We start from the raw sequence: 26998 nt of genomic DNA on the forward strand, positions 1-26998 counted from the left end.
TTTGCAGTGTAATTATTTCGGAATATGCGGCAGTTGCCGCGACTATGAAAACGGATATGAAGGGCAGTTAGAACACAAACTGAGTCTGGTACGCGAGATGTTTGCCCCTTTCTACCAAGGTGAGATCGCAATCGCCCGTTCTTCTGAAGAGTATTACCGCTCGCGTGCCGAGTTTAAGATCTATCATAATGACGGGGTCATCTCATATGCCATGAGCCGTCTCGATCGTCAGGGTGCTGTGATGATCGACAAATGTTCGATTGTTTCGCCCGTTATTGCTTCGGTGATGGAACGGCTGTTGATCGAAGTGAGTGATTTGGAACTGGGATATAAACTTTTCGGGGTTGATTTTCTCTCTGCATCGAACGGCGAAGTGTGTGTCAGCATGCTCTATCACAGAGCTCTGGATGAGGAATGGAAAACGAAAGCACTCGTGTTGCAGGAGCGTTTAGGGGTCAATATCATCGGACGAAGCCGCAAACAAAAAGAGGTGTTGAGCCGCGATTACATCACCGAAACGTTGACGATTTCAGGGGAAGCGTATCGGTATGTCCATATCGAAAACAGTTTTACCCAGCCCAATGCGTCAGTCAACGAACAAATGATCGAGTGGTCGCTTGCCCAACTCGAAGGTATCGGTGGTGATCTGCTCGAGCTTTATTGCGGTGCGGGCAATTTTACGATTCCGTTCGCGAAAAAATTCGATCGGGTATTGGCAACAGAAATTTCCAAAGCGTCGATCAGCGCCGCGAAACAAAACATGGAACTCAACGGCGTTGAAAATATCGACTTTGTCCGCCTCAGCGCGGAAGAGTTCACCCAGGCACTGGACGGTGTACGTGAATTTCGACGCTTGGAAGGGCTGAAGGTCGGGGATTATCGGCTGAAAACGCTGTTCGTCGATCCTCCGCGTGCAGGATTGGGGGAAGAGCCGTGTGCCTTTGCCTCACGGTTCGATCATCTGCTTTATATCTCGTGTAACCCCGAAACCTTGTTACGGGATTTGGAACTGCTCAGTAAAACGCATAGCGTGACTGCAATGGCGGCGTTCGATCAGTTTCCCTACACCCATCATTTAGAGATGGGTGTCAAACTGACCAAACGAGGCTAAATCAATAGCCTCCGTACGGAAGTTTTGCCTCTTTCCATCCGAACATAAATCCGTTTTCCAAATTGTAGGCTTTGATCCCCTCTTTGGCGAGGATATTAGCCGCGGCAGTTGATCGCGGTCCGCTTCGGCAGACGAGAATGACGGCATTGACATTACGCAGTTTCATCGCCTTCATGACATCGGCAATAAAGTTCTTGTTAAAGACCTCTTTGGCATCGTAAAGCTTTTGGACGTCTTTGTGCTCTTTCGCTTTATCGGTTTTCAGTTCAAATTCTGAGCTTTTGACCCGTTCTTCGATCGATTTTGGTTCATAAGTCCATTCATACGCCGGGATATTGATAAACCCTTCGCCGTGTCCGGTGTAGATGTATTCGAGTGTCGTTCGGACATCGACGATGATCGCTTCACCTTTTTTTTGCATTTCTTGAGCTTCGGTAGCGCTGACATCACCTTCATAGATATCTTCAGCGTTGAGTGCGATACATGCCAAAAGGACAAGCAGCAGTTTTTTCATGGTGTATTTCCTCGGTTAAATAATAAACGGGATTGTATCTTAGGATTATTATATACAGATGAAAAAAAATGTTATACTATAAAGAAAAGCGATAGAGAAAGATGGTAGAAACTGTTCAGATTGTTTATGTAACCGATTGGATGATAGGCAATCATACGTTATCAGGTCAAGATCCTTTTGCCGAAGTGCTGCACGGTTTTGATGCCCATGTAACAATACAAAGTCATTTACCGGAGTTTTTTGACGGGATTGATCTTTTAATTCTCCATCCGATGCGGATGAATCCGGAAATTTTTGAAACTATCAGCCAGAGCAAAGAGCAAAACCCTTCCATTAAAACCGTTGTAATCTCGAGTGCCCACGGCAGTGATCTATTTTTGAAAGCTATCGATGTCGGAGTCGATAAATATCTCCTCAAACCGCTTTTACCCAGTGCGGTTCAAAAAGTTGTAGAGCGTCTGATACGGCAGTCTCTTGAAACAAAACAAGCTCAAAAAGCGTTCAAACAGATTAATCTGATGTTCGGAGCTATCTCAAAAACTTCTCTTTTAGTACGAATCGATGAAAAAGGGGTAATAATCGAGGTTAATGATCTTCTGTGCCGGTTGTTGGGATATCAAAGCGATTTCATGATCGGCAGCCATTGGATGCGGTTCGTTGAACGCAGATTTTGGATTTTTTTTAGAACATTGGTACGGGCCCGTATACAAGCCGGTGAAATTTATCGCGGGATCGTTGAGATTATAGATTCCAAAAAACAAATGGTCACCGTTGATTCTACAATTTATACGGTGCTTGATAGCCGAAATAACATCGAACAAGTCATTTTTATAGGGCATGATGTCAGTGAGATGAAAAGGGCGATTTTAGACAGTATGAAACAGCTGATCGATTATGATACCTCTTTAGCTGTGATATTTGACCATCGATACGAAGCGATAATGGTAAATCGAAAATTTTTAGAGCTTAAAGGGTATGAGAGTTTTGAAACGTTGCTGGCAAGTCGTGATTTATGCTCATGGATGTTGGAAACGAATGAAGGATTACAGCCTATAGTATTTGAAAAATGCTCCCTCAAAGATGGGCTTGAAGTTATTGTCAAAGAGATGAAAAAAGGGCATATAAAAGGGCGTATTATCTCTATAGATCCCAATAAAACCAAAAGGTACTATACGGTTCATATGAGTTCAATGATGAATCCGTTGATAAAAAATGAACACTATCACATTCTCTATTTTATTGATGTGAGCGATACCGAACGGCTCAAAGAAGAGAAAATCAGTGATGCCAAACTCATGAGTGTAGGACGTTTGGCCGCAGCGATAACTCATGAGATCAATACACCGCTAACGTATATTAAAGGCAATTTGGAATTGCTAAAATGGGAATGCGAAGAGAAAATGGAAGATGCGCTGGAGTTTTTTAAACCGATCAATGAAGGGATAGAGCGGATCGAGTCGATTGTCGGATCGATGTTTGAGTTTGCCGGAACCGGAAAAGAAGAGATGAAGCCGTGTAATGTCCATATGACATTGGTGTATGCGCTACGAATAGTACTGAACCGTTCGAAACATATCGTTCCTATTACCCTCAACGGTGAATTGTTTGGACATAAAACAAAGTATAATACAGACAGTTGTTTGACGATGGGAATATCTACCCGGCTCGAACAGGTCTGGATCATCATTTTGAATAATGCACTTGATGAGTTTGAAAAAGGGGCATTACCTTATTATGAGCGTCAGCTTGAAGTACTCTTGACGTGCGGATCGGATGAAATCACAATTAGGATAGCCGACAATGCGGGGGGAATTCCCGAAGACAAGATAGAGGGAATATTTGATTTTGCCGTCGGCGGAGAAAAAAAGAAAAGTATGGGGATCGGGCTCAATATCGCCAAGACAATCATTGATAAACATGGTGGAAGCATCCATGTGAGCAATGATGATCAGGGTGCCGTGTTTGAAATTGTATTAAAAGTTTATAAGGAGAATAACTAAATGTTTTTTGGTGGAGAAGCGAGAAAATATAAAGAGGAAGCCGATTTACTGCGGGTTGAGAGAGATATTCTAGCCGCTGAACTGGCTCTTTACAAAGAGATAGCGGCGATCAGCGACAAAGAGGCCGTCATTGTTTTAAATGAGAATGATGAGGCCATTTTTTTTAATACGAAAGCAGAAGCTATCTCCGATAAAGAACAGGTTGTACGAGAATTGCGAAAAGGATCGGATGAAATCGTAGTCGGTGAATGTGAAGCTTCGGTTTTCCGTAAAAATATGAGTAACGGAGCAAGAGGATTTGTTCTGACAAAAGCATCCGTTGTCGGAAGCGAAGACGGCGGATTGCTGCAAATGCACCAAAAGAGTATCAAAGCGTCGTTAAGTGCCACCCAAAAAGTTTTTATCGATATTTTAGAAAAACTCAAAGAGATGGTTCAACAATCTCGAGAAACGTCAGAAGGTTCCGATGAAGGGCTGAAAATTGCCAACCATGTCGATGAAGATATGAACAAACTGGCGGAATTGATGGAGGGAACCATCGCAACGACATCAAATCTCGTGTCTCGTTCCCATGAGGTTTCGAATGTCGTCGCATTGATCAAAGATATCGCCGATCAAACGAACCTGCTGGCGTTAAATGCGGCAATTGAAGCGGCACGTGCGGGTGAGCACGGAAGAGGATTCGCCGTAGTTGCGGATGAGGTTCGTAAACTTGCGGAGAGAACCCAAAAAGCGACGAAAGAGATCGAAATCGTTATCCAATCGATGCAGCAGGATACCAATGAGATTGAAACCGCTACGGAAGAGCTCTCAGGGATCATTTCCAGTACGAAAGATGAAGTCTCTCAAATGTCTGATCGTATGGCAATATTCCAGCGTAATGCATCCCGTAGCGTGTATGAAATTATGGATATCAGCAACTATATTTTCAGTAATTTGGCCAAAATTGACCATGTTATCTATAAAAACAATGTCTATGCCTTCTTATTCGGGCAAGAAAGTGACTTTAAACCGGTAGATCATCATAGCTGTCGTTTAGGCAAATGGTATGATGGAGGAATTGGGAAAGAACAATTCGGTATGTTAAAATCCTATCCACGACTTGAAGCTCCGCATGCGACCGTTCATACGCAAGCTAACCGACTTATCGCAGATTGCGGTGACGGTAAAAAATTGTGTTCACGCACTCAAATCGAACAGCGTATTAAAACGATTGAAGAGGCGAGTCAGGAAGTCTTTGCTGCGTTAGATATGCTTGTTTCTGAAAAAACTGAAGATTTGATGGGTAAAGCGATAAATCAATTATTTGGAGCATTAAAATGATACATTTAATGGTTGTAGACGATGAAGTTTCTATCGGTTCAATGTTGGAAAAAGCGCTTGGACGTTCGGGTGACATCAAAGTTACCTATATTGATAACCCGATAACGGCGCTAAGCCGTTTTCGATCAGGTGAATACGACGGTGTGTTACTGGATATTATGATGCCTCAGAAAGACGGATTAAGCGTTTTGGAAGAGATGAAAGCAAAAGATCCCGAATGCGTCGTTATCATGATGACGGCGTATTCTACGCTGGATAAAGTACTGCAAAGCCATAAGATCGGAGCAGATCATTATCTCTTAAAGCCGTTTGATTCCCTGGCGAATGTCGAGAAAAAAGTGCGTGAATTGATACATCCTAGACGTTAATCTTTAAGGGGAGTCCGCTCCCTTTTTTTTTATTTCAAAAAATTATACCTTAGTAATATAGTATGAATACTTGACAATAAGAATAAACTATATTAAGATTGTGAAAAATATAGGAGAACATCATGGCTCAGCAATGTCCTTTGATCTTTCGACAAGTTGATGCGACTGTTACCCGAATCAATACATTATTCGTAGCAGGTTCTATCGTTGCATTCTTATTAACCCACAGTATCATGGTTTTGATTTTCTTGATTGGCGATTTTATACTTCGGTTATATGGATATAAATCGTATAGTCCTTTTCAAAATCTATCCTTGATGATACAGCATAAGCTATCGCTTCCGGTGAAGATGGAAGATGCGGGGGCAAAACGTTTGGCGGCACAATTCGGGGTAGGTTTTACGATCGCGCTTGTGATTACTTCATTGCTGCATGCTGACGTTGCAGTCGCGATTATTTCGGGAATATTTCTTTCATGTGCCGCATTGGAACTTTTCTTCGGATATTGTGTCGCATGTCAAATTTATTACATCACTAAAAAAATCTACCCGAAGTGGTTTGAATAATGGCGGCACTCTCCTCCAAAGCGATTTACGGGCTTGCAGCCATGCATGTGCTTTCCCACGCACCCCATGGCAGAGCCATGCAGGTGCGGGAGATATCGGCAATGACTCAGATTTCGCACGGGTATCTCGAACAGCTTTTATCGATTTTACGACGGAATCATCTTATCAGCAGTATTCGAGGCGCTGCAGGCGGTTATAAGCTTTCGCGCAACGCGCATGAGATTGAGGTTATTGAGATCATTGAAGCGCTGGAGGGGCCGTTTTACAAGATAGAGGGGAACGTCGGTTCAAGCCTGATTTTAGAATATTTTTGGAGTGATATGGAGAACAAAATGCGGGCACTGTTCGGAATGAAACTTTCCGAACTGGATCAATCGTATCAACCCCATTTTTACGAAATTTAAATACCCTTATTTTTTGAAAATACTCCCTAGGACGCCCCGAATAATCGCACGACCGAGTTGAGAACCTATCGCTCGGGCTGCCGATTTGGACAAGGCCTCTGCCGCACTTTCTCTACCCCTGCTTGTTTGTCTCTCTTCTTTTTCCTGTGCTTTGATTTTCTCATCTTCAGCTTTTTGTGCCGATTGTTCCTGCAGACGCTGTGTGAGGCGTTCGTACGCCGATTCGGAATCGATAGTCTGATCGTAGGTGTCTCCGACGATTGATGTTTTCATGAGAGTACGGCGAAGTTCGGGAGTTATCGGCCCGATGTGTGAAAACGGCGGTATGATAAGGGCGCGCTGTGTAACAGATGGGGTCCCTTTTTCATCCAGCAGTGAAACCAATGCCTCACCGACTCCCAGCTCCATCAATGCCGTTTTCTCATCCAAGGACTCATTATCACGCATTGTTTCAGCGGCTGCACGAACGGCCTGTTGATCTTTCGGGGTGAAGGCGCGGAGGGCATGGGCAATCCGATTTCCCAGCTGAGCTGCCACTTTTTCAGGGATATCGTTCGGATGTTGGGTGATGAAATAGATCCCTACTCCTTTGGAACGGATGAGACGGACGACTTGTTCGATTTTTTCAATCAAAACATCGGGAGCGTCGGTGAAGAGCAAATGGGCCTCATCGAAAAAGAAAAGAAGTTTTGGAACCTTCGTGTCTCCGGCTTCGGGGAGCGCCTCAAAAAGCTCTGAAAGCATCCACAACAAAAGCGATGCATAGAGTTTCGGAGTATTCATCAGTTTGGTTGCATCGAGAAGATTCACAACCCCTTTGCCGTCGATACTCTGAATCAGATCATGGATATTAAGCATCGGTTCGCCGAAGAGTTTTTCACCACCTTGGGATTCGAGAGTGAGGAGCGCGCGCTGGATCGCACCGATAGAGGCACTTGAAACATTGCCGTAGCTAAGACTGAGTTCTTTTGCACGTTCACCGATATTTTGGATCATGGCACGTAAGTCTTTGAGGTCCAACAATGCGAGCCCCTCGTCGTCCGCTACTTTAAAAGCGAGGTTCAAGACACCGCTTTGGGTTTCGTTGAGCCCGAGTAGGCGTGAGAGTAATAAGGGTCCCATATCACTGATTGTTGCCCGTATCGGATGACCATTTTCACCCCATACGTCCCAGAAGGTAACCGGACATTTGTCATATTTTGCTTCAAGCCCCATAGCGCTGAACCGCTCGGCTACTTTTGCATTATTTCCGCCGACATCGGCGATACCGCTGAGATCGCCTTTGATATCACTCACAACACAGGGTACACCGATCGATGAAAAATTTTCGATCAGTTTTTGCAAGGTAATGGTTTTCCCTGTTCCGGTGGCTCCTGTAATGAGTCCGTGGCGATTTGCCATAGAGGGTAAAAGGGTTAAAAATTCATCAACGGATTTGGCAACAGGTTGGGGAGTGGACATGGGTCTCCTTTATCTTTTAGAATGACGTTGTGCTTCGATCAGGCGACGGTTTTGCATCATAATGGATTCGATTTCCTGAGCATTTTTGTTTGGGAAAAGCTGTTCTTGATGCTGAATATGTTTTGCATGCACTTCATTGTAGAACTCTTCGAGAGTCGAAGGTTTGATTTTTTTATGAGTGTATTTAAACAAAGACGTTTTGGGTGCCGGTGTGTATTTTGACAACGCAGCTTCTCTGATTTTATGGATGCGCATAATTCTTCCGTTCTAAATGTATTTATTGATTAAAAACTATAAGCAAAATATGGTCCTATAACCCTTCGTTGACAATGTACCATAGCCGGTCAATCTCCTGATCACTCAGGAAAAGGGTTGAAGCATGAGTATAGAGCCATTCTAACCCCTTAGGATTAATGGAAAGTGTATGGGAACAATTTTTATGAGCCGGTAAAAAAGCACGTATTAACGAGATATCGTCTTCGATAGGCAGATCACAAAAAAAGCAGTTCAACTCTTTATGCAAGCGCCCCTCATATTCCAACAAGCGAACATAAGACTCGATGGCAACCCGTTTGGGATTTTGATCTTTCCAGCGGATCGATGCATCGTTTAGCAGGGCAAAATAGAAATCCCCAATGGCCTCGGAATCTTTTAGATGGGGATAGAAGAGGGAAATGAACTGCTGCCATAAACGAATCCGTTCATATTGACCCATCCACGGAAATCCCAAATGGATTACATCCCGTAAGCGACCGATGGACGATTTCAAAGAGTGCTCTACTTCGAAGTCGATTTTGAATCCCATATTGATGGGGCTGTGCCGTGCACCGTAGAAGCGATAAAGGGTCTGTAAGCTTTCCTCCGCTATGATAGTAACAATCATATCTTCTTCGCGTGCACGAGTAAGTTTGATAATGAATCCCTGCATGCTTTTGGTTCTACTCTACACGTTTTTTCTTAGATGTTCAAAAATTATCCATTATTTTAACCTTTTTTAACCTTGTTATCGATAAAATAAGAAAATTTCATCTCCCCTTTAAACTACTTATGTTTAAAAAGAGATTAAAAAATAACAATTTGCCGAATTTTCTGGTGAAAGGTGACGATTAGAGTGGAATACCAAGACCTATTACGATCATTTAAAGATAACTGCGGATTTGGATTGATTGCAAATATCAAAAACCGTCCTTCGCATGAAAATTTAGAAAACGCGATTACGGCGTTAGAGAGAATGATGCACCGCGGAGCAGTAGCTGCTGATGGAAAAACGGGAGACGGGAGCGGATTGCTTTTGTCTCTTCCTCACGAATTTATGCGTTCAACCGCTTCGGATGCGGGAGTTGAACTTCCTGAAATGTATGCCGTCGCTGTTGTTTTTACGCGCAATGCATCTGCATTGGAACATTTTGAAAAGATTTGTACGGACAATGATCTGAAAGTCGTTTTGGATCGTTTGGTCCCGGTTGACACCAATGCCCTCGGTGAGCAGGCGCTTGCGACATTACCGGAAATTCATCATATTTTTATTACCCCTAATTCGCTTATGGCCACAAAACGTTTTGATGCACTATTGTATTTGAGCCGTAAAGAGATTGAACACGCATTAGTCAGCGACAGTGATTTTTATATCGCATCGATGTCGGCACGGGTCGTTTCATACAAAGGGCTTATTATGCCCACCCATATTAAAGAATTTTATACCGATTTGCAAAATGAAAATTTTAAAATCTCTTTTGCCCTTTTCCACCAACGTTTTTCGACCAATACACTTCCGAAATGGAGATTGGCACAACCGTTCCGTGCGGTTGCCCACAACGGTGAAATCAACTCGGTCGAAGCCAACCGCTTTAACGTCGCGGTAAAATCCGAATCGATCAAAAGCGAAGTGTTCACGGATGAGGAGATCGCACGCCTTCTTCCTATTCTCCAACCGGGCGGATCGGACAGTGCAAGTGCCGATAACTTTTTCGAGTTTTTGATTATTAACGGTATGGATTTCTTTAAAGCGGCACGTGCGGTTATTCCGGCACCATGGCAAAATGCTCCGCATATGGATCCTCAGCTTCGTGCATTTTACGAATACCATTCGACTGTTTTTGAAGCATGGGACGGTCCGGCGGCATTTTCATTGACCGACGGACGTTATATCGGATGTGTGCTTGACCGCAACGGTCTGCGCCCGTCAAAATACATTATCACCAACGATGACACACTTCTTATCGCGAGTGAATACGGCGTTATCGATATTCCGGAAGATCAGATCAAAGAGCGCGGACGTTTGCAGTCCGGGCAAATGATCGGTTTGGACCTCAAATTCGGGAAAGTGCTCAAAGACGAAGATATTAACCAATATCTAAAATCCTCAAACCCGTATATGAAATGGCTGAATGATCATATGATCTATCTCCAAGAACATGTGGATGAACAATACATTACACGCTGTGATTATGAACCTACAAATTTGGTAGAACGCCAACGCTATTTCAACATCACACAAGAAGTTGTTGAGCAGGTGATTGAGCCGATGATGCGCGACGGTAAAGAAGCAGTCGGATCGATGGGGGATGACACCCCTTTGGCCGCCTTCAGCACTGTACAGCGAAATTTCAGTGATTATTTCAAACAGCGTTTCGCTCAAGTAACCAATCCTCCGATCGATCCGATCCGAGAAAAAGTGGTTATGAGTTTGAATACGGGATTCGGTGAAACCCACAATATTTTGGATGAAATTCCGTCGCATGCGAATCGTCTCAAAGCGATTTCTCCGATCATTATCCGTGAAAAACTCGAAGTACTAAAATCCTTCGGAGATAAAAAATCACCGCGATACCAATCTTTTTATTCGAACCAGGAATTCTCGACTGCCTACAAAGGTTCGTTGAAAGCGGCACTTGAAGCATTGGTAGAAAAAGTAATCACTGCGGTCCGTGAAGAGGGTGTACGAATCGTCATCCTTGATGACAGCGGATTTGATAAAGAGCATAAAGCGATACCGATGGCAATGGCCGTCGGACGAATCAGTCGTGCATTGCTGGATGCGCGTATCCGTCATTTGGCATCGATTGTCGCTTCTACAAGCGAAGTTATCGACTCTCATGGAGCCGCAACCTTGATTGCATACGGTGCGAGTGCCGTATACCCGAGCCTATTGTTCGCTACGGTAGCTGCACATGCAGAAAGAAGCGTCAACGATGTTAGTTGTTCGGAAGCTTTCAAATCGGTTCATCATGCACTCAATGCCGGACTTTTGAAAATCATGTCAAAAATGGGGATTGCAACCATCGCGTCGTACCGTAATTCAGGATTATTCGATGTGATCGGTTTGAGCAAAGAGATCGTGCACGAGTGTTTCGGAGAATCTCATGCGATGATTCCGGGACTGACGTATGACGATATCGATGCACGTTTGGAACGCAACCATAAAGAAGCATTTGAAGTTGGCGGATTTAACCGTATTTTCCCACTTAAAATCGGAGGGTACTATAAATTCTATAACGGACAAGAGCATCACGATTTTAATCCGGATGTAATCCATGCGATTCACCGCGTTTCCAAAACCGGAAAACGGGAAGATTTCGATAAATTGAGTGCATTGGTCAACGGCCGCGGTCAAAAATTTATCCGCGATTTCTTTGAATTTAAATCAGATCGTCCAAGTATCGATATCTCTGAAGTGGAACCGAAAGAGGCGATTTTCAAACGATTCGCGTCGGCTGCAATGTCATTGGGCTCTATTTCGCCTGAAGCGCATGAATGTTTGGCAGTGGCTATGAATACGATCGGGGCACAAAGTAACTCGGGTGAGGGCGGTGAAGATTCGGCCCGTTTCGGTACACTTAAGAACTCTAAAATCAAACAAGTCGCTTCAGGACGTTTCGGGGTTACTCCGGCCTACTTGCGTTCGGCTGAAGAGATTCAGATCAAAGTAGCCCAAGGGGCAAAACCGGGTGAGGGCGGACAGCTTCCGGGGCATAAAGTCAGCGGTCTTATCGCACGATTACGTTATACGATGCCGGGTGTGACATTGATTTCGCCTCCGCCGCACCATGATATCTATTCGATCGAAGATTTGGCGCAGTTGATTTTCGATATGAAACAGGTCAATCCGAATGCGAAAGTAGCGGTTAAACTCGTTTCTTCTGCCGGTGTCGGTACGATTGCGGCGGGTGTCGCTAAAGCGTATGCTGATAAAATCATCATTTCCGGCGGTGACGGCGGTACGGGTGCCGCACCGTTGACGTCGATCAAATTTGCGGGAAATCCGTGGGAACTCGGACTTTCTGAAGCGCATAATGCACTGAAAGTGAACAACCTTCGCGGCTTGGTTCATGTCCAAACCGACGGCGGACTCAAAACAGGTCAAGACATTGTTAAAGCGGCATTATTGGGAGCTGAAAGCTATGCATTCGGTACGGGTGCGTTGACGATTATCGGATGTAAAATGCTCCGTATCTGTCATGTCAACAAATGTTCCGTCGGGATCGCAACGCAAAACGAAAAATTGCGCGGTGAATTCTTTAACGGTACCGTTGAACAGCTTATCAACTATTTCACTTATTTGGCGGAAGATGTCCGTAAGATCATGGCACAATTGGGCTATAAAACAATGGAAGAGATGATCGGACGAAGCGATCTGCTCAAAGTAATCGACACCGAATTTGCAAAAAAATTCGATTTCAGTTCCGTATTGCACCGAGAAGAGGGTGTTAATACCTGTCAAGCAGCGAGTAATGAACCGTTTGACCTGAATGAATTTGAACAAGATGTTCTTGCTGAAGCGAAAGATGCGATTAAAAATCCTGATCGTCCTGTTAAGATCGTTCGTGATATTTGTAATCTCAACCGTAGTTTCGGGGCCCGTATCAGCGGTGAAATCGCTCATTATTACGGTGACTCAGGACTTAAAGAGAATACGATTAAAATCAATCTTAAAGGGATTGCCGGTCAAGCGCTTGGCGCATTCTTGATCAACGGTGTCTCTATCCGTTTAGAGGGTGTTGCGAATGACTACATCGGTAAAGGGATGCACGGCGGTAAAATCGTAATTCGTTCACAAAACCAAGGGGAACGTTTCAGCGCCGGTGGTAATACGTGTCTTTATGGTGCGACGGGCGGTAAACTCTTTATTTCCGGATCGGTCGGTGAGCGTTTCGCGGTACGTAACTCGGGTGCTCTTTCGGTTGTAGAAGGGACCGGCGACAACGCGTGTGAATATATGACAGGCGGAGTCGTCGTCATCCTCGGTAAAACCGGTATTAACTTCGGTGCGGGTATGACCGGCGGGTTTGCATTTGTATACGACCAAGACCACAGTTTTGTCGAAAATGTCAACCGTGAACTGATTGATGCGCTTCGTATCGATACTGATGACGGGGATGAAGCCCGACATTATCTCAAACGACTCTTAAAAGAGTACGTAGCTGAAACAGAGAGTGAGATGGCACAGGAACTGATCAAAAATTTCCGTGTAGAAATCCGAAACTTCTGGCTCGTTCGCCCGAAAAACTTAACTAAATTGCCACTCAATCCGGATAAAGGGGACTAATAATTATGAGAGAATTTTTAACGATTGAGCGTATCGACCCCACGAAACGCCTTGTATTGCAGCGTTTGAAAGATTTTAGCGAGATTTATGAACCGATGGGTTCAAGCGATGCCTCTTCACAGAGTGATCGCTGTATCCAATGCGGCGACCCGTTTTGTTTAAACAAATGTCCGCTGCACAACTACATTCCTCAATGGCTTAAAGCCGTAGCGGAAAAAGATTTGAAATTTGCGTTCAACCTCTCTAACGAGCCTTCGCCTTTTCCTGAAGTAATGGGACGCGTATGCCCGCATGATCGCTTATGTGAAGGGGATTGTACCCTTAACGACGGTCACGGTGCGATTACGATCGGTTCGGTTGAAACCTTTATCAATGAAGAAGGCTTCAAACAAGGGCTTAAACCGTATTTTCCGGGGATCACTACCGATAAAAAAGTTGCCATCATCGGTTCGGGACCTGCAAGTCTCTCATGTGCGACCTATCTGCTCCGTTCGGGTATTGCAGTAACGATGTATGAGCGCAGTGATCGCGCAGGCGGATTGCTCACGTATGGTATCCCTAATTTTAAACTGGACAAAAAAATTGTTGAGCGTCGTGTCAATCTGCTCCTTGAAGCAGGATTAAAACTTGAGTTGAACTGCGAAGTGGGCAAAGATATCGAATTCGATGCCATTGCGGATAAGCATGATGCGGTCTTTATCGGTATCGGTGCGACAAAAGCCAAAGGGGCTAAAATAGCCGGAGAAAATGCATCGAATGTATACATGTCGATGGAATATCTTACCGCTATTCAGCGTAAAAACTTCGGCCTGAACTATGACAAGAAATTTGATTTCAAAGATCTTGATGTCGTCGTTATCGGGGGTGGTGATACGGCTATGGACTGTGTTCGTACGGCGAAACGCGAAGGGGCAAAAAACGTAACTTGTCTATATCGACGTGATGCGCATAATATGCCCGGCTCGGTCAAAGAGTACAAAAATGCGATCGAGGAAGGGGTGGATTTCGTCTTTCATGCTTCTCCTAAAGAGGTCATATTGGGAGAAGGCGGTAAAGCCGTAGGAATCCATATGGCAAAAACGGTTCTCGGTGCAAAAGATGAATCCGGCCGTCAAAAAATGGAAGAGGTCAAAGGGGGCGATTTTAACGTTAATGCCGATGTTATTATTATGGCTCTCGGTTTTGACCCTGCCGTTCCTCCGTTCTTGGCGGAAAACGGTATTTCCGTGAATAACTGGGGCGGTATTTTGGTTAATGAAAAATACGAAACGACAACTCCCGGAATTTATGCCGGAGGAGATTGTCACCGAGGTGCCGATCTTGTTGTAACTGCGGCATATGACGGGCGTGAAGCGGCACGATCCATTGTAAAATCACTGTTGGTCTGATGGCAAGTTTTATCCACGCTGCCATCTCAGCGTGTCTTGAGATAGATGCCCTTGTCAACAAAGAGAGCGATATTCTTTTTACTCTTCATGATCGAGGATTCGGAGGCGATATCAGTAACGGTATTGATTTGCACGCTGAAGCAATCTGTTACAAGCATCTCTCACCGTTTGGATCCGTATTCTCGGAAGAGAGCGGTTGGATGTCACCTGAGTCAACCATTACTATCATGCTCGACCCGATTGACGGCAGTGATAACTTCGTTTCTAAATTCCCGTATTACGGTATTTCGATAGCCCGCGTCGTTGGGGGTAAAACAACAGAAGCACTTGTCTGCAATCTCGCGAACGGCGATATATTTGTCCGTACCGCAAAAGAGTATTTTAGGACAACGTTGAAAAACTCTGCTCATAAAGATGAAATCATCACGAATCTTTATGCGAAAATCGGTTTGTTCGAAAAAGCTATCGAACATCCGGAGTTGATTAAAAAGTTAATGTTGCATAAGCTGAAATTTCGTTCTCCCGGTGCATTGGCTCTCTCATTAGCCTATGCCCCTTATGTGAAATATGTGCTATTTTTGGGTACAATGCGACCTTACGATATCCAAGCCGGACTCTATCTCAGCGAACACCTTCATGTATTCCAAGACGATAGATACATCCTCATAAGTGCGGATAAAGAGATTTTTGAGCAGATTCGTATGATTGTAGAAAAGGAGTATTTTTGAGTCTATTTAACCTGTTCGGGGACTCCGAAAAGAAAAAACAGCCTACCAAAAGCGAGGCTCCGTCTCACTGGGTAAAATGCCCCTCATGTCAGTCATTGATGTACTACAAAGAGATTGAAAAACAAAATCACGTGTGTCCGAAATGCGGATTCCATCTCCGTATCGGTGTCAAAGAACGTTTGGCTCTCATCACGGATGAGGGCAGTTTTGTCGAGTTTGACGGCAATCTCCGTCCTACCGATCCATTGAATTTTGTGGATAAAAAAAGTTATGCGGCGAGAATAGAAGAAGGATATGCCAAAAATGGCACCTATTCTTCCGTTGTAAGCGGTGAATGTACGATTAACTCGGTTCCGGCCCAATTAGTCGTGTTTGATTTCAACTTTATGGGCGGATCGCTCGGTTCGGTTGAAGGGGAAAAAATCGTACGTGCCGTAAACCGCGCACTGGAAAAACGAATGGGGCTGATTATTGTCAGTGCCAGTGGCGGTGCCCGTATGCAAGAGAGTACTTTTTCCCTTATGCAGATGTCAAAAACATCAGCCGCTTTGGCAAAGTTAGCGGACGCAAAGCTTCCGTATATCTCGCTTCTGACCGATCCGACAATGGGTGGAGTCAGTGCATCGTTTGCAACGCTGGGAGACATTATCATTGCCGAGCCGGGTGCATTGGTAGGATTCGCAGGTCAGCGGGTTATTAAACAAACCATCGGATCAGACCTTCCGGAAGGGTTCCAACGTGCCGAATTTCTCCTTGAAAAAGGGTCAATCGATATGATTGTTGCCCGTAGCGAACTCAAAGAGACATTGAGCGATATGCTCAAACTTCTCCTTCCCTAATGCGACTTTACGCCCTTTGCGACGCCGATATTCTGAGAGAAAGAGGGAGTGATCTCCTCTCTTTTGCAGGTCGTGCGAAAACACTCGGTGCCGAAGTACTCCAATACCGTAACAAATTCGCCGATATAGCTATTGTTAAAGCTGATTTGATAACGCTGCGAAAAGTGTGGGAAGGTTTTTTGATCATTAACGATCATTATGAATTAGCCTCTTTTTGCGACGGTGTCCATATCGGTCAAGAAGATTTATACGCCATAGATTCCGATCCCGTACGAGCCATTAAAATTTTAAAAATGGCGATCGGTGAAGATAAGATCATCGGTCTTTCAACTCACAATGCGCAGGAGATCACAACTGCAAATTCGCTTGATATCAATTACATCGGATTGGGGGCGTATCGGGCGACGTCAACGAAATCGGATGCAAAAGTATTAGGGGAGAAGTTGGATGAACTTGCCGCCCTCTCTAACCATCCGGTAGCGGCTATCGGCGGAGTGAAACTTGACGATCGCTTTCAACATGTAACGTATAATGTAATCGGAAGCGGACTTATTCCTAATGAGAACGCCAAATGAGTAAAACCCATTTCGAGGAAACATTGGCTTTGCCAAGCGCTTCGCTTGTTTTGTCTACGCTTGCCGCTATGGCACTGAAGCTTGCCGCTATGGCACTGAAGCTTGCCTCTTGCGAGGCAGATCAATGAACATCTCTATTATCACGATTGCAAAAAAAGAGCGTTCCCTCTACGATCCTTTGTATCATGAACAGATGAAAATGATCTCTCGTTTTGCGAAGGTGGATGACGTTGAATTGTTCCCAAAAGAGGTAGTAAAAGCGCACACTATCAGTTCTGAAGCTTCACAAGCGGCGTATTCGAAACTCTTATCACCGATGTTGGGTAAAAATTACTCGATTGCGTTGCATCCGGATGGGAAAAAAATGGATAGTTTTGCATTTAGTAAGCTTATAAGTGATAAAATTTCGTTGCAATTTTTTATAGGTGGTGCATACGGCTTTGAAAAGAGCTTTGTAGACCAATGTGATACGGCAATCAGTCTGTCAGAGATGACAATGAGCCATAAAATCGCAAAAGCGGTGCTTCTAGAGCAAATATACCGCGCCTATTCACTGTTAGCAAACCATCCGTACCACAAATGAGGAGCATTGATGAGAGACCATGAGTTGCAGTATTTCGAGGAGATATTGCTGACGCGAAAAGCTCAAATTATCAAAAATATCACCGGTGTTGAAAGCGAAATGAAACAGTTGCGTGAGATGGAACTGAATGATGAAGGCGACTATGCATCTGCGAGTAATGACAACTTGGTAGAAAATGCTATCGGGTCACAACAAATGCATGAGCTGACGGAGATTGAATCTGCACTCTTTAAAATCAAGTCAAAAGTATACGGAATTTGTGAAATGTGTGAAGACGATATCGGTTTTCAACGTTTAAAAGTGAAACCGCATGCAAAGTATTGTATTGTATGCCGTCCGATCGTTGAAAAAAACAAACACTAAAAGGGAGAGAAAATGCAACTAAAACGTTATACCATCGCGTCGCTCATTTTAATGATATTGGTAGGTATTGCGACCTATACGATAGATAATGGCTCGATTGGATTTGATTTATTAGGGATGCATTTTCCAAACTTTCCTATCGCATTTTGGGTAGTAGTACCTCTTTTTGTGATGTATCTCGCAAGCGTATTGCATATGGGTGTTTATGCATTGGTCGGAAATTTCAAACTTCGCCGTTTGAATAAAGATCATGAAAAAATGATCGATGCATTGCGCGATGCACTCTTGGGTGTCGGTGAACGCAACAATGTGTACAAAAGCGATGCCTATAAATTGATGGGTAAATTGATTGATCATGCAATGATCCTTCCTTATGAGACTCTTCGATCAATCGGTAACGAAAAAATCGATGAAGCCCTTGAATTGATGCGTGACGTGAAAGAAAACAAAAAAGTAGATATCAAAAAATTTCATTTGCCGGCAACGACATCGATTTCAATTCAAAACAACCTTAACCGTCTCGAGCGGGGTGAAATCGATGCGGACAGTATTCTTTCCCGTCCGGACAGTTACGGTGAAATCGTTTGTGCCAAAGCATATGAAGCATATGTTAAAACAGCATCGGTCGGTTCTATCATGAAATACCAACGCTTTTTTACAAAATCGTCTCTACTCGATTTCGTTCAACGGATCAATGCCGCTGAAAACGGTATTCAAATCAGTAATGAAGAATTAGCGGCTATATTCGGTACGCTTAAACTAAAAAGCAGCGATTGGATCGATCTGTCAGAAGCAATGTCTAAAAATATGCTCCCTGAACAACGTATCCGTTTGTTTGAAATGTTGAGTGAACATAATGACGAAGCGATGGAAGGGTATCTTTATACTTTGTATGATTTACAGATGATCGATACGGCAAATGAAATCCTGAACAACACTGCAAACAACGATTTCCAAATTTTCAAGGCGTATCGTGATCTCAAACGTGCAAACAAGCACTATGACATTGCAATCTTTTTACGTCCAAATTGTTAACACTATGAGATAGCGTTTGACGCTATCTTCTCCTCGAAGGTAATTTTATTATGACTCCCAAACTCTCTTTTGATACACCCGTATATGCTCTTGCACCTTTAGCAGGATACACAGACTTACCGTTTCGCAATGTCGTAAAAAAATTCGGTGCGGATTTGACAGTTAGTGAAATGATCAGTTCCAATGCACTCGCCCACGGTTCTACCAAGACGATTAAGATGATGGAACGAAGTCCGAACGAAGATCCGTACTCTGTTCAGATCGCAGGCTCTGAAGAGGAGATCGTACGACGTGCGGTAGAGGTGCTTAACACCCAAGAAGATATTGATATTATCGATCTTAACTGCGGCTGTCCGGTTCCAAAAATTGTGTGTCACGGATCGGGGAGTTCATTATTGAGTGATTTGCCCCGAATGGCCCGAATCATCGAAACGATTAAAAAAACTTCCAATAAATCGACGCTGAGTGTCAAAATCCGCTTGGGATTTGAATCCAAAAATCATATTGAGATTGCAAAGCTCGTCGAATCGTGCGGTGCTGATTTTCTGGCGGTACACGGACGAACCCGCGCGGGAAAATTTAAAGCTCCCGTTGATTACGATGCGATTGCCGAGATCAAAGCTGCTGTAGGCATCCCTGTTATCGCAAACGGTGATATCGACTCTTTTGAGAAGGCGCAATGGGTGCTGGAGCATACCAAAGCTGACGGTGTGATGATCGGACGCGGAGCCGTAGGTGCACCGTGGATTTTTCATCAGCTCAAAACAGGAAGCGCTTCCGTCGATCCACTTATCAAGCATGCGATCATTATGGAACATTTGGACAGTATGGTGAGCTTTTACGGGCAACGCGGCGTTGTGACTTTCCGAAAACATGTCCATACCTATTCAAAAGGATACGAAGGGGCATCCGCACTCCGTGATCTTGTAAACCGTATTGATGATCCGGTCCACTTCCGTGCGGTCGTTGATGAGTTCTTTCTCACTCATCGGCAAATCGGTGAAGGGTTCAAAGCATCCGATATGAAGTGTGAATGATAACGACCGAGTATGCATCATAAAATTAAAGCAAAAGCCAAACAAATCGCCAAAAATCCCGCAACCAAAAAAGCACTGATGTCGATGAAGCCGGCAAGGACGATATGGGGATTTGTCGGAGTAATCGTATTTATTATAGCTCCTGAAATTATTGCATTTATTTGGGGTACGGAAATTACCCGATATGCCCAAGAGGGTTTATTGATTGCTCCCTCATTCATGGAACGACACTATTACAATCTGCTCCTCATGATTTTCGAAGACGGCGGCAGTTGGTTTAACATTATTTTAGGCTTCGTATTGTTGGTTTGGCTTTTTTTCTGATAAGTTCCTACAGCTTCATTGATGGGATTATTTAATTGTTAGTCTCTTTGGTTACAATCGCATCAAAAAGGGGATAATGTGGAAATTGACTTCTATAATGCCGGAATGAATGCGTATGCAACAAAACGTTTTGAAGAAGCGTATGAGTGGTTTAGCAAAGGGGGATGTGATCCCCGCTGTATCTTTGCATTGGCTACGCTTCATTACAACGGAGAAGGGGTCGAACGCAATTTTGCAAAATCAACGGAGCTCTATGCAAATGCCGCGGAAGCGGGGATTTTGCCTGCACAAGTCTCTGCCGGATTTGCGTATGCCAATGCAATGGGAGTCCCTGAAGATTTTGATCGTGCTGCGTATTATCTCAAAATGGCGGTGGCTCAGGGTGAACCTGCGGCAAAGGTGACGTTAGCGGAAATCTATGCAAAAGGGTTTGCGGGAGGAAGCCGTAAAGAAGCTGCGGTGCTTATACGTGAGGTCCTTTCTTCAACCGGAGGAGAAGAGGCGTATGACGTTTATAATCGCTACGATTTAGGGAATGTCAAATAATATCGTCTGCCTCGAAGAGGCAAGCTTTAGTGCCATAGCGGCAAGCGTAGACAATTAGTACGTTCCTGAAGCTTTCTCTTTATACGAATCAAACGCTTCATCTTGTGTCGGAGCGAGTTGGAAATAACCGTCAAGCTCACGGTGCTTGGACTGTAAAAGCGTTTCAAAATCATTTTGTGTGATCGGAATGTTGTCTTGGAACTTATCCAATAAGATTGTGTTAGCCCCCAACAGAACCAAATAACTCATGGTGCCATAATCCAACATAGCAACGGTATTATTGGCATCAAGGCTTTTTTGAAATCGGATATGTACTCCCCCGCCAATGTCAGCAGGAGCTTTTGCAGGTGCAGCCGGTGCGGCTTTGGGCTCTTTGGCTGTTTTGTTAAAGAGCCACGGAGTTTTCGGTTCGGTATTCATTGTTGCGGTTCGCTTGGCAATGTTTTGTTTGAGCCAAAACAAGATCGCGATACCGATCAGCATTATGACGATGACGACGTAATAGCTTTGCTCAAATTCACTGTTGCTTTTAGTCGGAAGTCCTGCAAGTGATGTTTCATCAACCGGAGGAGTTTCAGCAGAAGGGGTAGTGGCGGAAGGCATAAAACGGAGTCTTAATCCATACGAATCGGATGTTTTAGAGGCTTGCATCGTTACATCGGGAGAGACCTGAGCAACGATCTCAATGTGTTCGCCTTGCGGTGCAATGGTCAATTTTTCAAGATACTTTGAATTGACGTCTTTAACTTTCGGAGCATCGATAAATGCTTCCTCAAGTTTAATTACAACCGTATTCCCTTGGCGGTTTTGACGAAGCACCCCTTCATAAGGGGTATCAAATGTCAACATGACGTCAACACGGTCATTACGATCATACACGTTGTAGCTTAGGATTTTGGCTCCCCAAAGAAATGCGGGGAGGAGAAGTAAAAGGATCAGATATCTCATAGTCTCTCTTTTGAAAGGTAATAAAGGACGGCACTCGAATCGAGTACCTCATTGATACGGATAGCCAAGTTTTTTTCATAAACCATTACTTCGCCTTTTCCGATAATCCGGCGGTTGACGTAGGACTCGACACTTTCCCCTGCAGGTTTTCCCAAATCAATAACAGAACCTTTTTCAAGTTTTAGAATATCGCCCAGAGTAAGAGTCGTTTGCCCCAAATCGGCAACAAATTCGACTTCCATATCAAGCAACCCTTCATAGTCCATCCATGAAAGTTCTTTCTCAGGATCGAAAGGATGCTCTTTTCCGATAAATGTTTCCGATTTTGCTATTGTTTCGTTCATGTTTTAGAGCCTTTTTAGTGCAATCGTCATTTCGCCGGCTTCAACTTCTAGGTGTTGTATTTCTTCTGAATCACTTTCGCTCATTCCGTCCGATGCGAAAAAGGGGGTCATAATACTCATGGATGTTTCATACGACTCTTCAGCCAAAACTTTGGCACTGCCGACAATCATATTCGTTGTTTCCAAAAGCATGTCAATAAGGGTCTGTTCATCGCTCTCTTCTTCGCCTAAAAAGGTTTCGGCAATCGTCTGAATCAATGTGTCATCACATCCGATATAGACTCTATGAAAAGTACCGTCATAAGCTTCAATATCGATATAAGCAAGAAGCGTTCTCTTTTTAGAAGGGTTACTGATACGCTGATAAGGGAGCCGCAACTGATGGAGACAAAAGTTTTCAGCCGCATGTACGATGATCGGTAACATCACAATCCTAATCTCTGGGTTTATTAAGTATGGGAATTGATTATACCGTAAAATCAATTGATGGAGAAGGGGGTTTGTTGAAGCACGAAATAAGTATAATCGCGCGACACAAAAATTAAAGCAGACAACATGGTGATTGAATTAGCGCTTTTAGGGATAAGTGTAGGAGCTCTCTCCGGATTTTTCGGAATCGGAGGGGGAACGGTTAGCGTCCCTATTTTGCTTTATTTAGGTTTTGGGATCAAAGAAGCGATCGGTATTTCGGTGATGCAAATGGTTGCCGGTTCTTTGTTGGCGGCATGGATCCATCATAAAAAGCAAACCTATGTCGTGCATGACATAAAATATTTCGGTTATGGCGGTATCGTTGGAGCTATTATCGGAGGATTTTTGGTCAAATTGCTCGCAGCAACGGTATTGGAATGGCTTTTTTTGAGCATTGTTGCGTTTACATTGGGACGTTTAGCCTTATCATCACCTGTTCCAAGCCGTGCCGAAATAGTTAATCGCCCCCTATATAGCCTTATTGGAGGCTTTATAGGGATATTTTCAGGGATGTTGGGAGTTGGAGGATCGATTTTAATGACTCCTATATTGGTCAGCTTTATGGGCTTTCCGTTGAAAAAAGCCTCTGCAGTCGGTCTGTTTTTTGTCATGTTCACTTCTATATCGGCTTTTGCAACGCTTCTGTGGTTGGGGATGATGAATCTTCAGGCTGGAATGGTTATGGCACTTTCGTCACTGATCGGAATTGCACTCGGTATCTGGCTGCTTCATCGGGTTCATGCGACCCATTACAAACAGGTATTGGTAATTTTTTACATACTTATTTTTGCCATCACGGCATACAAACTGATCGCGGGGTAATGATTTATGGATATGATTAAAATTATTGGAGCACGGGAACATAATCTGAAAAACATCTCGTTGGAGATTCCGAAGAATAAGCTCATCGTTTGTACCGGAATCAGCGGCAGCGGTAAGTCGACTTTAGCGTTTGATACGCTTTATGCCGAGGGGCAGCGCCGATACATCGAATCACTCTCCTCATATGCCCGGCAATTTTTGGATCGAGTCGGAAAACCGGATGTGGATAAAATCGAAGGGCTTACCCCTGCGATTGCCATCGATCAAAAAACAACCTCAAAAAATCCCCGTTCTACAGTTGGGACAATCACTGAAATCTATGACTATTTGCGTCTTTTATATGCCCGTATAGGAGTTCAGCACTGCCACTTGTGCGGTAAAAAAATCTCTAAAATGTCGGCTCAGGATATTATCGATCAAGTTCTTAAACTCCCGGATGGGGCTAAAATCGTTATTTTGGCTCCGCTTATTCGAGAGAAAAAAGGATCGTTTGCCGATATCTTCGAATCGTTGCGTCACAAAGGATATGTGCGGGCGATGGTTGATGGTGTCATGGTTCGTCTGGATGAAGAAATCGAGCTGTCCAAAACCAAAAAACACACCCTGAAAGTCGTCATTGACCGTTTGATTATCAAAGATGATAACCATGATCGTGTGGCACAAGACGTTGAAAAAGCGCTTAAAGAGTCCTATGGTGAGGTAGAGATCGAAATCCAAAACCATGAAGAGGTTGGGATGGCTGAAAAGCTGATCCACTATAGCGAGCACAGTGCCTGTTTCGACTGTAAAGTAAGTTTTGATCCGTTAGAGCCTCTCTCGTTTTCATTTAACTCCCCTAAAGGGGCGTGCAGTGAATGTGACGGATTGGGGATTCGGTATGCACTTGATTATGACAAAATTATCGATTCGGAACTCTCTGTTGAAAAAGGGGCGATCAAAATCGTTTACGGATTTAACAAAGGATATTATTTTACTTTTTTAAAAGCATTCTGTATCGCAGAAGGGATCAGTATCTCCGCTCCGTTTTATACCCTCGAAGAACATCAGAAAAAAGCGATTCTCCACGGCAGTGTCGATGAAGTGGAGTTTAAATGGCAAGATCATCCGATCAAACGGGTATGGCCGGGGATCGTCCGGATCGCGTACGACATTTTCAAAGATGAAAAAGATTTGGCCGATTACATGTCTGAAAAGCCGTGTAATATCTGTAATTCTTATCGTCTCAAACGTGAATCGCTGGCCGTACGTGTCGCTGGAAAAGGGATCGGTGATGTGATCACAATGCCGCTCAAAGATTCGTATGCATGGTTTAGCGATCCTCAAACGTTTGAGGGGCTGAGTGATCAAAGCGCGATGATCGCTGTTTCTATTTTAAATGAAATCAGAGAGCGTCTATTCTTCCTGTATGATGTAGGTCTCGGCTATCTTTCCTTGAGTCGTGATGCCCGTAGTATCAGCGGGGGAGAAGCACAGCGTATCCGTATTGCCAGCCAGATCGGAAGCGGCTTGACGGGGGTAATGTATGTTTTGGATGAACCGAGTATCGGACTGCATGAACGCGATACCCTTAAACTGATCCGTACATTGCGATCACTGCAGGAAAAAGGGAATACCGTCATTGTCGTCGAACATGATAAAGAGACGATAGAGAATGCCGACTACATTGTCGATATCGGTCCGGGTGCCGGGAAATTTGGCGGCAACGTGGTCTTTGCCGGGACGTTGGAAGAGATGAAAAAATCGGATACTCTCACCGCGCAGTATCTTTCCGGACGGAAAAAGATCGAGTATTTTTATCGCAGAGCCCAAAAAGAGTGGATGAGCATTAAAAATGTAACATTAAACAATATCTCTGATTTAAGTGTTGACATTCCACTTAATAATTTTGTCTGTGTGACAGGGGTGAGCGGCAGCGGCAAAAGCTCATTGATCCTCCAAACCTTGCTCCCTGTTACCCGTGAGATACTGAATCATGCTCGTAAAATTAACCGTGTGGCGGGGGTCGAAGTAGAAGGGTTGGAAAAACTCGATAAAGTTATTTACCTCGATCAAAGCCCCATCGGGCGAACACCTCGTTCCAATCCGGCTACCTATACGGGGGTTATGGATGAAATCCGTATTCTGTTTACGAAAACAAAAGAGGCACAGATTCGAGGGTATACCGCATCACGATTCAGTTTCAACGTCAAAGGCGGCAGATGCGAAAAATGTCAGGGGGAAGGGGAAATCAAGATCGAGATGCACTTCCTCCCGGATATCATGGTGAAATGTGATGCCTGTCACGGAAGCCGTTACAATTTGCAGACCCTGCAGGTCGAATACAAAGGCAAAACGATTTCAGATGTCCTTAATATGTCTGTCGGTGAAGCGTTGGAGTTTTTTGCCCCGATTCCGAAGATCAAAGCGATTTTGCAAACGCTCAGTGACGTAGGTCTCGATTATATCACTTTGGGACAAAATGCGGTGACCCTCTCCGGCGGGGAAGCGCAACGGATTAAATTGGCGAAAGAGCTAAGCCGTAGGGATACCGGAAATACACTGTATATTCTCGATGAACCGACGACCGGATTGCATTTTGACGACGTCAACCGTCTGACCAAAGTACTTCATAATTTTGTTGAGCTTGGAAATTCAGTTCTCGTGATCGAGCATAACCTCGATATGATCAAAAATGCCGATTACATTATCGATATGGGTCCTGAAGGGGGAAGCGGCGGAGGATTGCTTGTTGCACAAGGTGATCCCGAAAGTGTAGCCAGAGATTGGGAAAAAACAGGAAGTTTTACCGGAAAATATTTGGCTCTTGAATTAAGTAGGGTATAATAACTTCAATAGCTTTTGTAGAGGATTATGAATGAAGAGCTCAATTATTAATAGTATTAAATCTTTGCCTCCCTTGCCGAAAACGGTAATCGATATGCAGCGTGTCTGCAACGATCCAAACTCTTCGATTCAGGATTTGGTTAAAACCGTCGAAACCGATCCGATGATTGTCGCAAACTTGCTTAAAGCGGCCAACTCTCCATTGTACAGTTTTCGCCGTGAAATAAATAATGTAGGACAAGCCGTTTCGTTATTCGGAATGAGTATGACCCGGTCCATCGGGATCGGTAATTCGGTTCGCAAGCTTCTTAATGTCGATATGGAACCCTACGGTGTAAGTTCGGAACATTTTGCGGAGATATCTTCGATGCAGGCGGCTTTGATGCATGCGTGGTATATGAAAATTGACCGTGCTAAAGCGGATAAACTGTTTTTGGCCGCATTTTTGCAAGAGACAGGAAAAATTATTATTGCCAGCGACGTGATCCAAGAAGACTTAGCTACCAATTTTAAAGCCGATGTTACGACAGCCATCGATATTGCAAGTGTAGAACGCTCTTATGTTCAAGAGACGACGGCATCGGTTACGGCTGCAATTTTTACCCACTGGAATTTTGACAAAGACTTTGTCGAGATGATCGAATTTTCAGATACCCCTGACCAAGCTCCGGAAGAGGTCAAAGAGTTTTCAACCGCACTTCATATTATCAAAACAATTGTTCCGATTAACGATCCTTTCGGAGAACACGGAATTGCATTCGGACTTAAAAAAGCTGAAGCCGCCGGATACGATGTGACCAAACTTCAAGCGGCGATTGATTCGATTCTTGAAAAAACTCGCGCCATATAAAGGCGCACAATGTCTCAACAAACCGTTACA

Annotated in this window: 28 protein-coding genes; 21 read left to right on the plus strand and 7 right to left on the minus strand. The window is 44.1% G+C overall.

All coding sequences use genetic code 11. The features are described from left to right. The first annotated feature begins 1 nt into the window (after position 1). A complete protein-coding gene (gene trmA, locus PHE37_RS05815) occupies positions 2-1111 on the plus strand; it encodes a tRNA (uridine(54)-C5)-methyltransferase TrmA (protein WP_299996318.1) in 1110 nt (369 codons plus the stop codon). Between the two features lies 1 nt (position 1112). Here the strand turns inward: trmA and PHE37_RS05820 are convergent, their stop codons facing one another. Then, positions 1113-1625, minus strand: coding sequence for a rhodanese-like domain-containing protein (locus tag PHE37_RS05820; protein ID WP_299996322.1), 513 nt, complete (start codon positions 1623-1625; stop codon positions 1113-1115). A 101-nt stretch (positions 1626-1726) separates the two neighbouring features. Between PHE37_RS05820 and PHE37_RS05825 the strand changes: the two genes are divergently transcribed. From PHE37_RS05825 to PHE37_RS05845, 5 genes are all read left to right on the plus strand, one after another. Beyond that, a complete protein-coding gene (locus PHE37_RS05825; RefSeq protein ID WP_299996324.1) occupies positions 1727-3625 on the plus strand; it encodes an ATP-binding protein in 1899 nt (632 codons plus the stop codon). Beyond that, a complete protein-coding gene (locus PHE37_RS05830; RefSeq protein WP_299996327.1) occupies positions 3626-4948 on the plus strand; it encodes a methyl-accepting chemotaxis protein in 1323 nt (440 codons plus the stop codon). It abuts the gene before it with no gap. Beyond that, positions 4945-5316: a response regulator gene (locus tag PHE37_RS05835; protein WP_299996330.1), complete on the plus strand. Its 372-nt coding sequence runs from the start codon at positions 4945-4947 to the stop codon at positions 5314-5316. Before PHE37_RS05830 ends, PHE37_RS05835 begins: the two co-directional genes overlap by 4 nt. A 122-nt stretch (positions 5317-5438) precedes the next feature. Continuing rightward, a complete protein-coding gene (locus PHE37_RS05840) occupies positions 5439-5882 on the plus strand; it encodes a DUF4395 domain-containing protein (protein ID WP_299996332.1) in 444 nt (147 codons plus the stop codon). Beyond that, complete coding sequence (locus PHE37_RS05845) at positions 5882-6286, plus strand: Rrf2 family transcriptional regulator (RefSeq protein WP_299996335.1); 405 nt, start codon at positions 5882-5884, stop codon at positions 6284-6286. Before PHE37_RS05840 ends, PHE37_RS05845 begins: the two co-directional genes overlap by 1 nt. 6 nt (positions 6287-6292) lie before the next feature. Here the strand turns inward: PHE37_RS05845 and PHE37_RS05850 are convergent, their stop codons facing one another. From PHE37_RS05850 to recO, 3 genes are read right to left on the minus strand one after another with little or no spacing between them, the layout of a single operon-like run. After that, positions 6293-7747, minus strand: a complete 1455-nt coding sequence (locus PHE37_RS05850; protein ID WP_300008294.1) for a helicase HerA-like domain-containing protein — start codon at positions 7745-7747, stop codon at positions 6293-6295. 9 nt (positions 7748-7756) lie between these two features. Beyond that, complete coding sequence (locus PHE37_RS05855) at positions 7757-8002, minus strand: hypothetical protein (protein ID WP_299996664.1); 246 nt, start codon at positions 8000-8002, stop codon at positions 7757-7759. A gap of 55 nt (positions 8003-8057) precedes the next feature. Further along, positions 8058-8675 (minus strand): recombination protein RecO, encoded by a 618-nt coding sequence (recO, locus tag PHE37_RS05860; protein ID WP_299996667.1) that lies wholly within the window; start codon positions 8673-8675, stop codon positions 8058-8060. A 183-nt stretch (positions 8676-8858) separates the two neighbouring features. On the opposite strand from recO, the gene gltB reads away from it, so the two are divergent. The 12 genes from gltB to PHE37_RS05920 all read left to right on the plus strand — a co-directional run bounded on the left by gltB (position 8859) and on the right by PHE37_RS05920 (position 20710). After that, positions 8859-13292 carry a glutamate synthase large subunit gene (gltB, locus tag PHE37_RS05865; RefSeq protein ID WP_299996670.1) on the plus strand — a complete coding sequence of 1478 codons (4434 nt, stop codon included), beginning with the start codon at positions 8859-8861 and terminating at the stop codon, positions 13290-13292. Positions 13293-13297: 5 nt separating this feature from the next. Then, the gene (locus PHE37_RS05870) at positions 13298-14680 is read left to right on the plus strand and encodes a glutamate synthase subunit beta (RefSeq protein ID WP_299996673.1); all 1383 of its coding nucleotides are present in this window, start codon (positions 13298-13300) and stop codon (positions 14678-14680) included. After that, a complete protein-coding gene (locus PHE37_RS05875; protein WP_299996676.1) occupies positions 14680-15408 on the plus strand; it encodes an inositol monophosphatase family protein in 729 nt (242 codons plus the stop codon). Before PHE37_RS05870 ends, PHE37_RS05875 begins: the two co-directional genes overlap by 1 nt. Next, positions 15405-16247 carry an acetyl-CoA carboxylase, carboxyltransferase subunit beta gene (gene accD / locus PHE37_RS05880; protein ID WP_299996679.1) on the plus strand — a complete coding sequence of 281 codons (843 nt, stop codon included), beginning with the start codon at positions 15405-15407 and terminating at the stop codon, positions 16245-16247. Before PHE37_RS05875 ends, accD begins: the two co-directional genes overlap by 4 nt. Then, complete coding sequence (locus tag PHE37_RS05885; protein WP_299996682.1) at positions 16247-16822, plus strand: thiamine phosphate synthase; 576 nt, start codon at positions 16247-16249, stop codon at positions 16820-16822. Before accD ends, PHE37_RS05885 begins: the two co-directional genes overlap by 1 nt. Continuing rightward, entirely contained in the window at positions 16819-16950 is a 132-nt protein-coding gene (locus PHE37_RS05890) for a hypothetical protein (RefSeq protein ID WP_299996685.1), read from the plus strand. The genes PHE37_RS05885 and PHE37_RS05890 overlap by 4 nt, the downstream gene beginning before the upstream one ends. Further along, positions 16947-17405, plus strand: coding sequence for a 23S rRNA (pseudouridine(1915)-N(3))-methyltransferase RlmH (locus PHE37_RS05895; RefSeq protein ID WP_299996687.1), 459 nt, complete (start codon positions 16947-16949; stop codon positions 17403-17405). Before PHE37_RS05890 ends, PHE37_RS05895 begins: the two co-directional genes overlap by 4 nt. Positions 17406-17414: 9 nt before the next feature. Continuing rightward, complete coding sequence (dksA, locus tag PHE37_RS05900) at positions 17415-17768, plus strand: RNA polymerase-binding protein DksA (RefSeq protein WP_299996690.1); 354 nt, start codon at positions 17415-17417, stop codon at positions 17766-17768. A gap of 12 nt (positions 17769-17780) precedes the next feature. Further along, positions 17781-18803, plus strand: a complete 1023-nt coding sequence (locus PHE37_RS05905) for a hypothetical protein (protein ID WP_299996692.1) — start codon at positions 17781-17783, stop codon at positions 18801-18803. Positions 18804-18853: 50 nt separating this feature from the next. Then, positions 18854-19840 (plus strand): tRNA dihydrouridine synthase DusB, encoded by a 987-nt coding sequence (gene dusB, locus PHE37_RS05910; protein WP_300008296.1) that lies wholly within the window; start codon positions 18854-18856, stop codon positions 19838-19840. A 12-nt stretch (positions 19841-19852) separates the two neighbouring features. After that, positions 19853-20164, plus strand: coding sequence for a hypothetical protein (locus tag PHE37_RS05915; RefSeq protein WP_299995186.1), 312 nt, complete (start codon positions 19853-19855; stop codon positions 20162-20164). Positions 20165-20242: 78 nt separating this feature from the next. After that, entirely contained in the window at positions 20243-20710 is a 468-nt protein-coding gene (locus PHE37_RS05920) for a hypothetical protein (RefSeq protein WP_299995188.1), read from the plus strand. Positions 20711-20764: 54 nt separating this feature from the next. Here PHE37_RS05920 and PHE37_RS05925 read toward each other — a convergent pair whose 3' ends face one another. From PHE37_RS05925 to PHE37_RS05935, 3 genes are read right to left on the minus strand one after another with little or no spacing between them, the layout of a single operon-like run. Then, entirely contained in the window at positions 20765-21658 is an 894-nt protein-coding gene (locus PHE37_RS05925; RefSeq protein ID WP_299995190.1) for a hypothetical protein, read from the minus strand. Next, a complete protein-coding gene (gene fliN / locus PHE37_RS05930; RefSeq protein WP_299995192.1) occupies positions 21655-22002 on the minus strand; it encodes a flagellar motor switch protein FliN in 348 nt (115 codons plus the stop codon). The genes PHE37_RS05925 and fliN overlap by 4 nt, the downstream gene beginning before the upstream one ends. Positions 22003-22005: 3 nt before the next feature. Beyond that, positions 22006-22428 (minus strand): chemotaxis protein CheX, encoded by a 423-nt coding sequence (locus PHE37_RS05935; protein WP_299995194.1) that lies wholly within the window; start codon positions 22426-22428, stop codon positions 22006-22008. A 129-nt stretch (positions 22429-22557) separates the two neighbouring features. Here PHE37_RS05935 and PHE37_RS05940 point away from each other — a divergent pair, with 129 nt between their 5' ends. From PHE37_RS05940 to PHE37_RS05950, 3 genes are read left to right on the plus strand one after another with little or no spacing between them, the layout of a single operon-like run. Further along, complete coding sequence (locus PHE37_RS05940; protein WP_299995197.1) at positions 22558-23295, plus strand: sulfite exporter TauE/SafE family protein; 738 nt, start codon at positions 22558-22560, stop codon at positions 23293-23295. Between the two features lie 12 nt (positions 23296-23307). Continuing rightward, the gene (gene uvrA / locus PHE37_RS05945) at positions 23308-26118 is read left to right on the plus strand and encodes an excinuclease ABC subunit UvrA (protein ID WP_299995198.1); all 2811 of its coding nucleotides are present in this window, start codon (positions 23308-23310) and stop codon (positions 26116-26118) included. Positions 26119-26149: 31 nt separating this feature from the next. After that, the gene (locus PHE37_RS05950) at positions 26150-26968 is read left to right on the plus strand and encodes an HDOD domain-containing protein (protein WP_299995200.1); all 819 of its coding nucleotides are present in this window, start codon (positions 26150-26152) and stop codon (positions 26966-26968) included. The last annotated feature ends 30 nt before the right edge of the window (positions 26969-26998 follow it).

The organism is Sulfuricurvum sp. (genome assembly GCF_028681615.1).
Lineage (GTDB): Bacteria > Campylobacterota > Campylobacteria > Campylobacterales > Sulfurimonadaceae > Sulfuricurvum.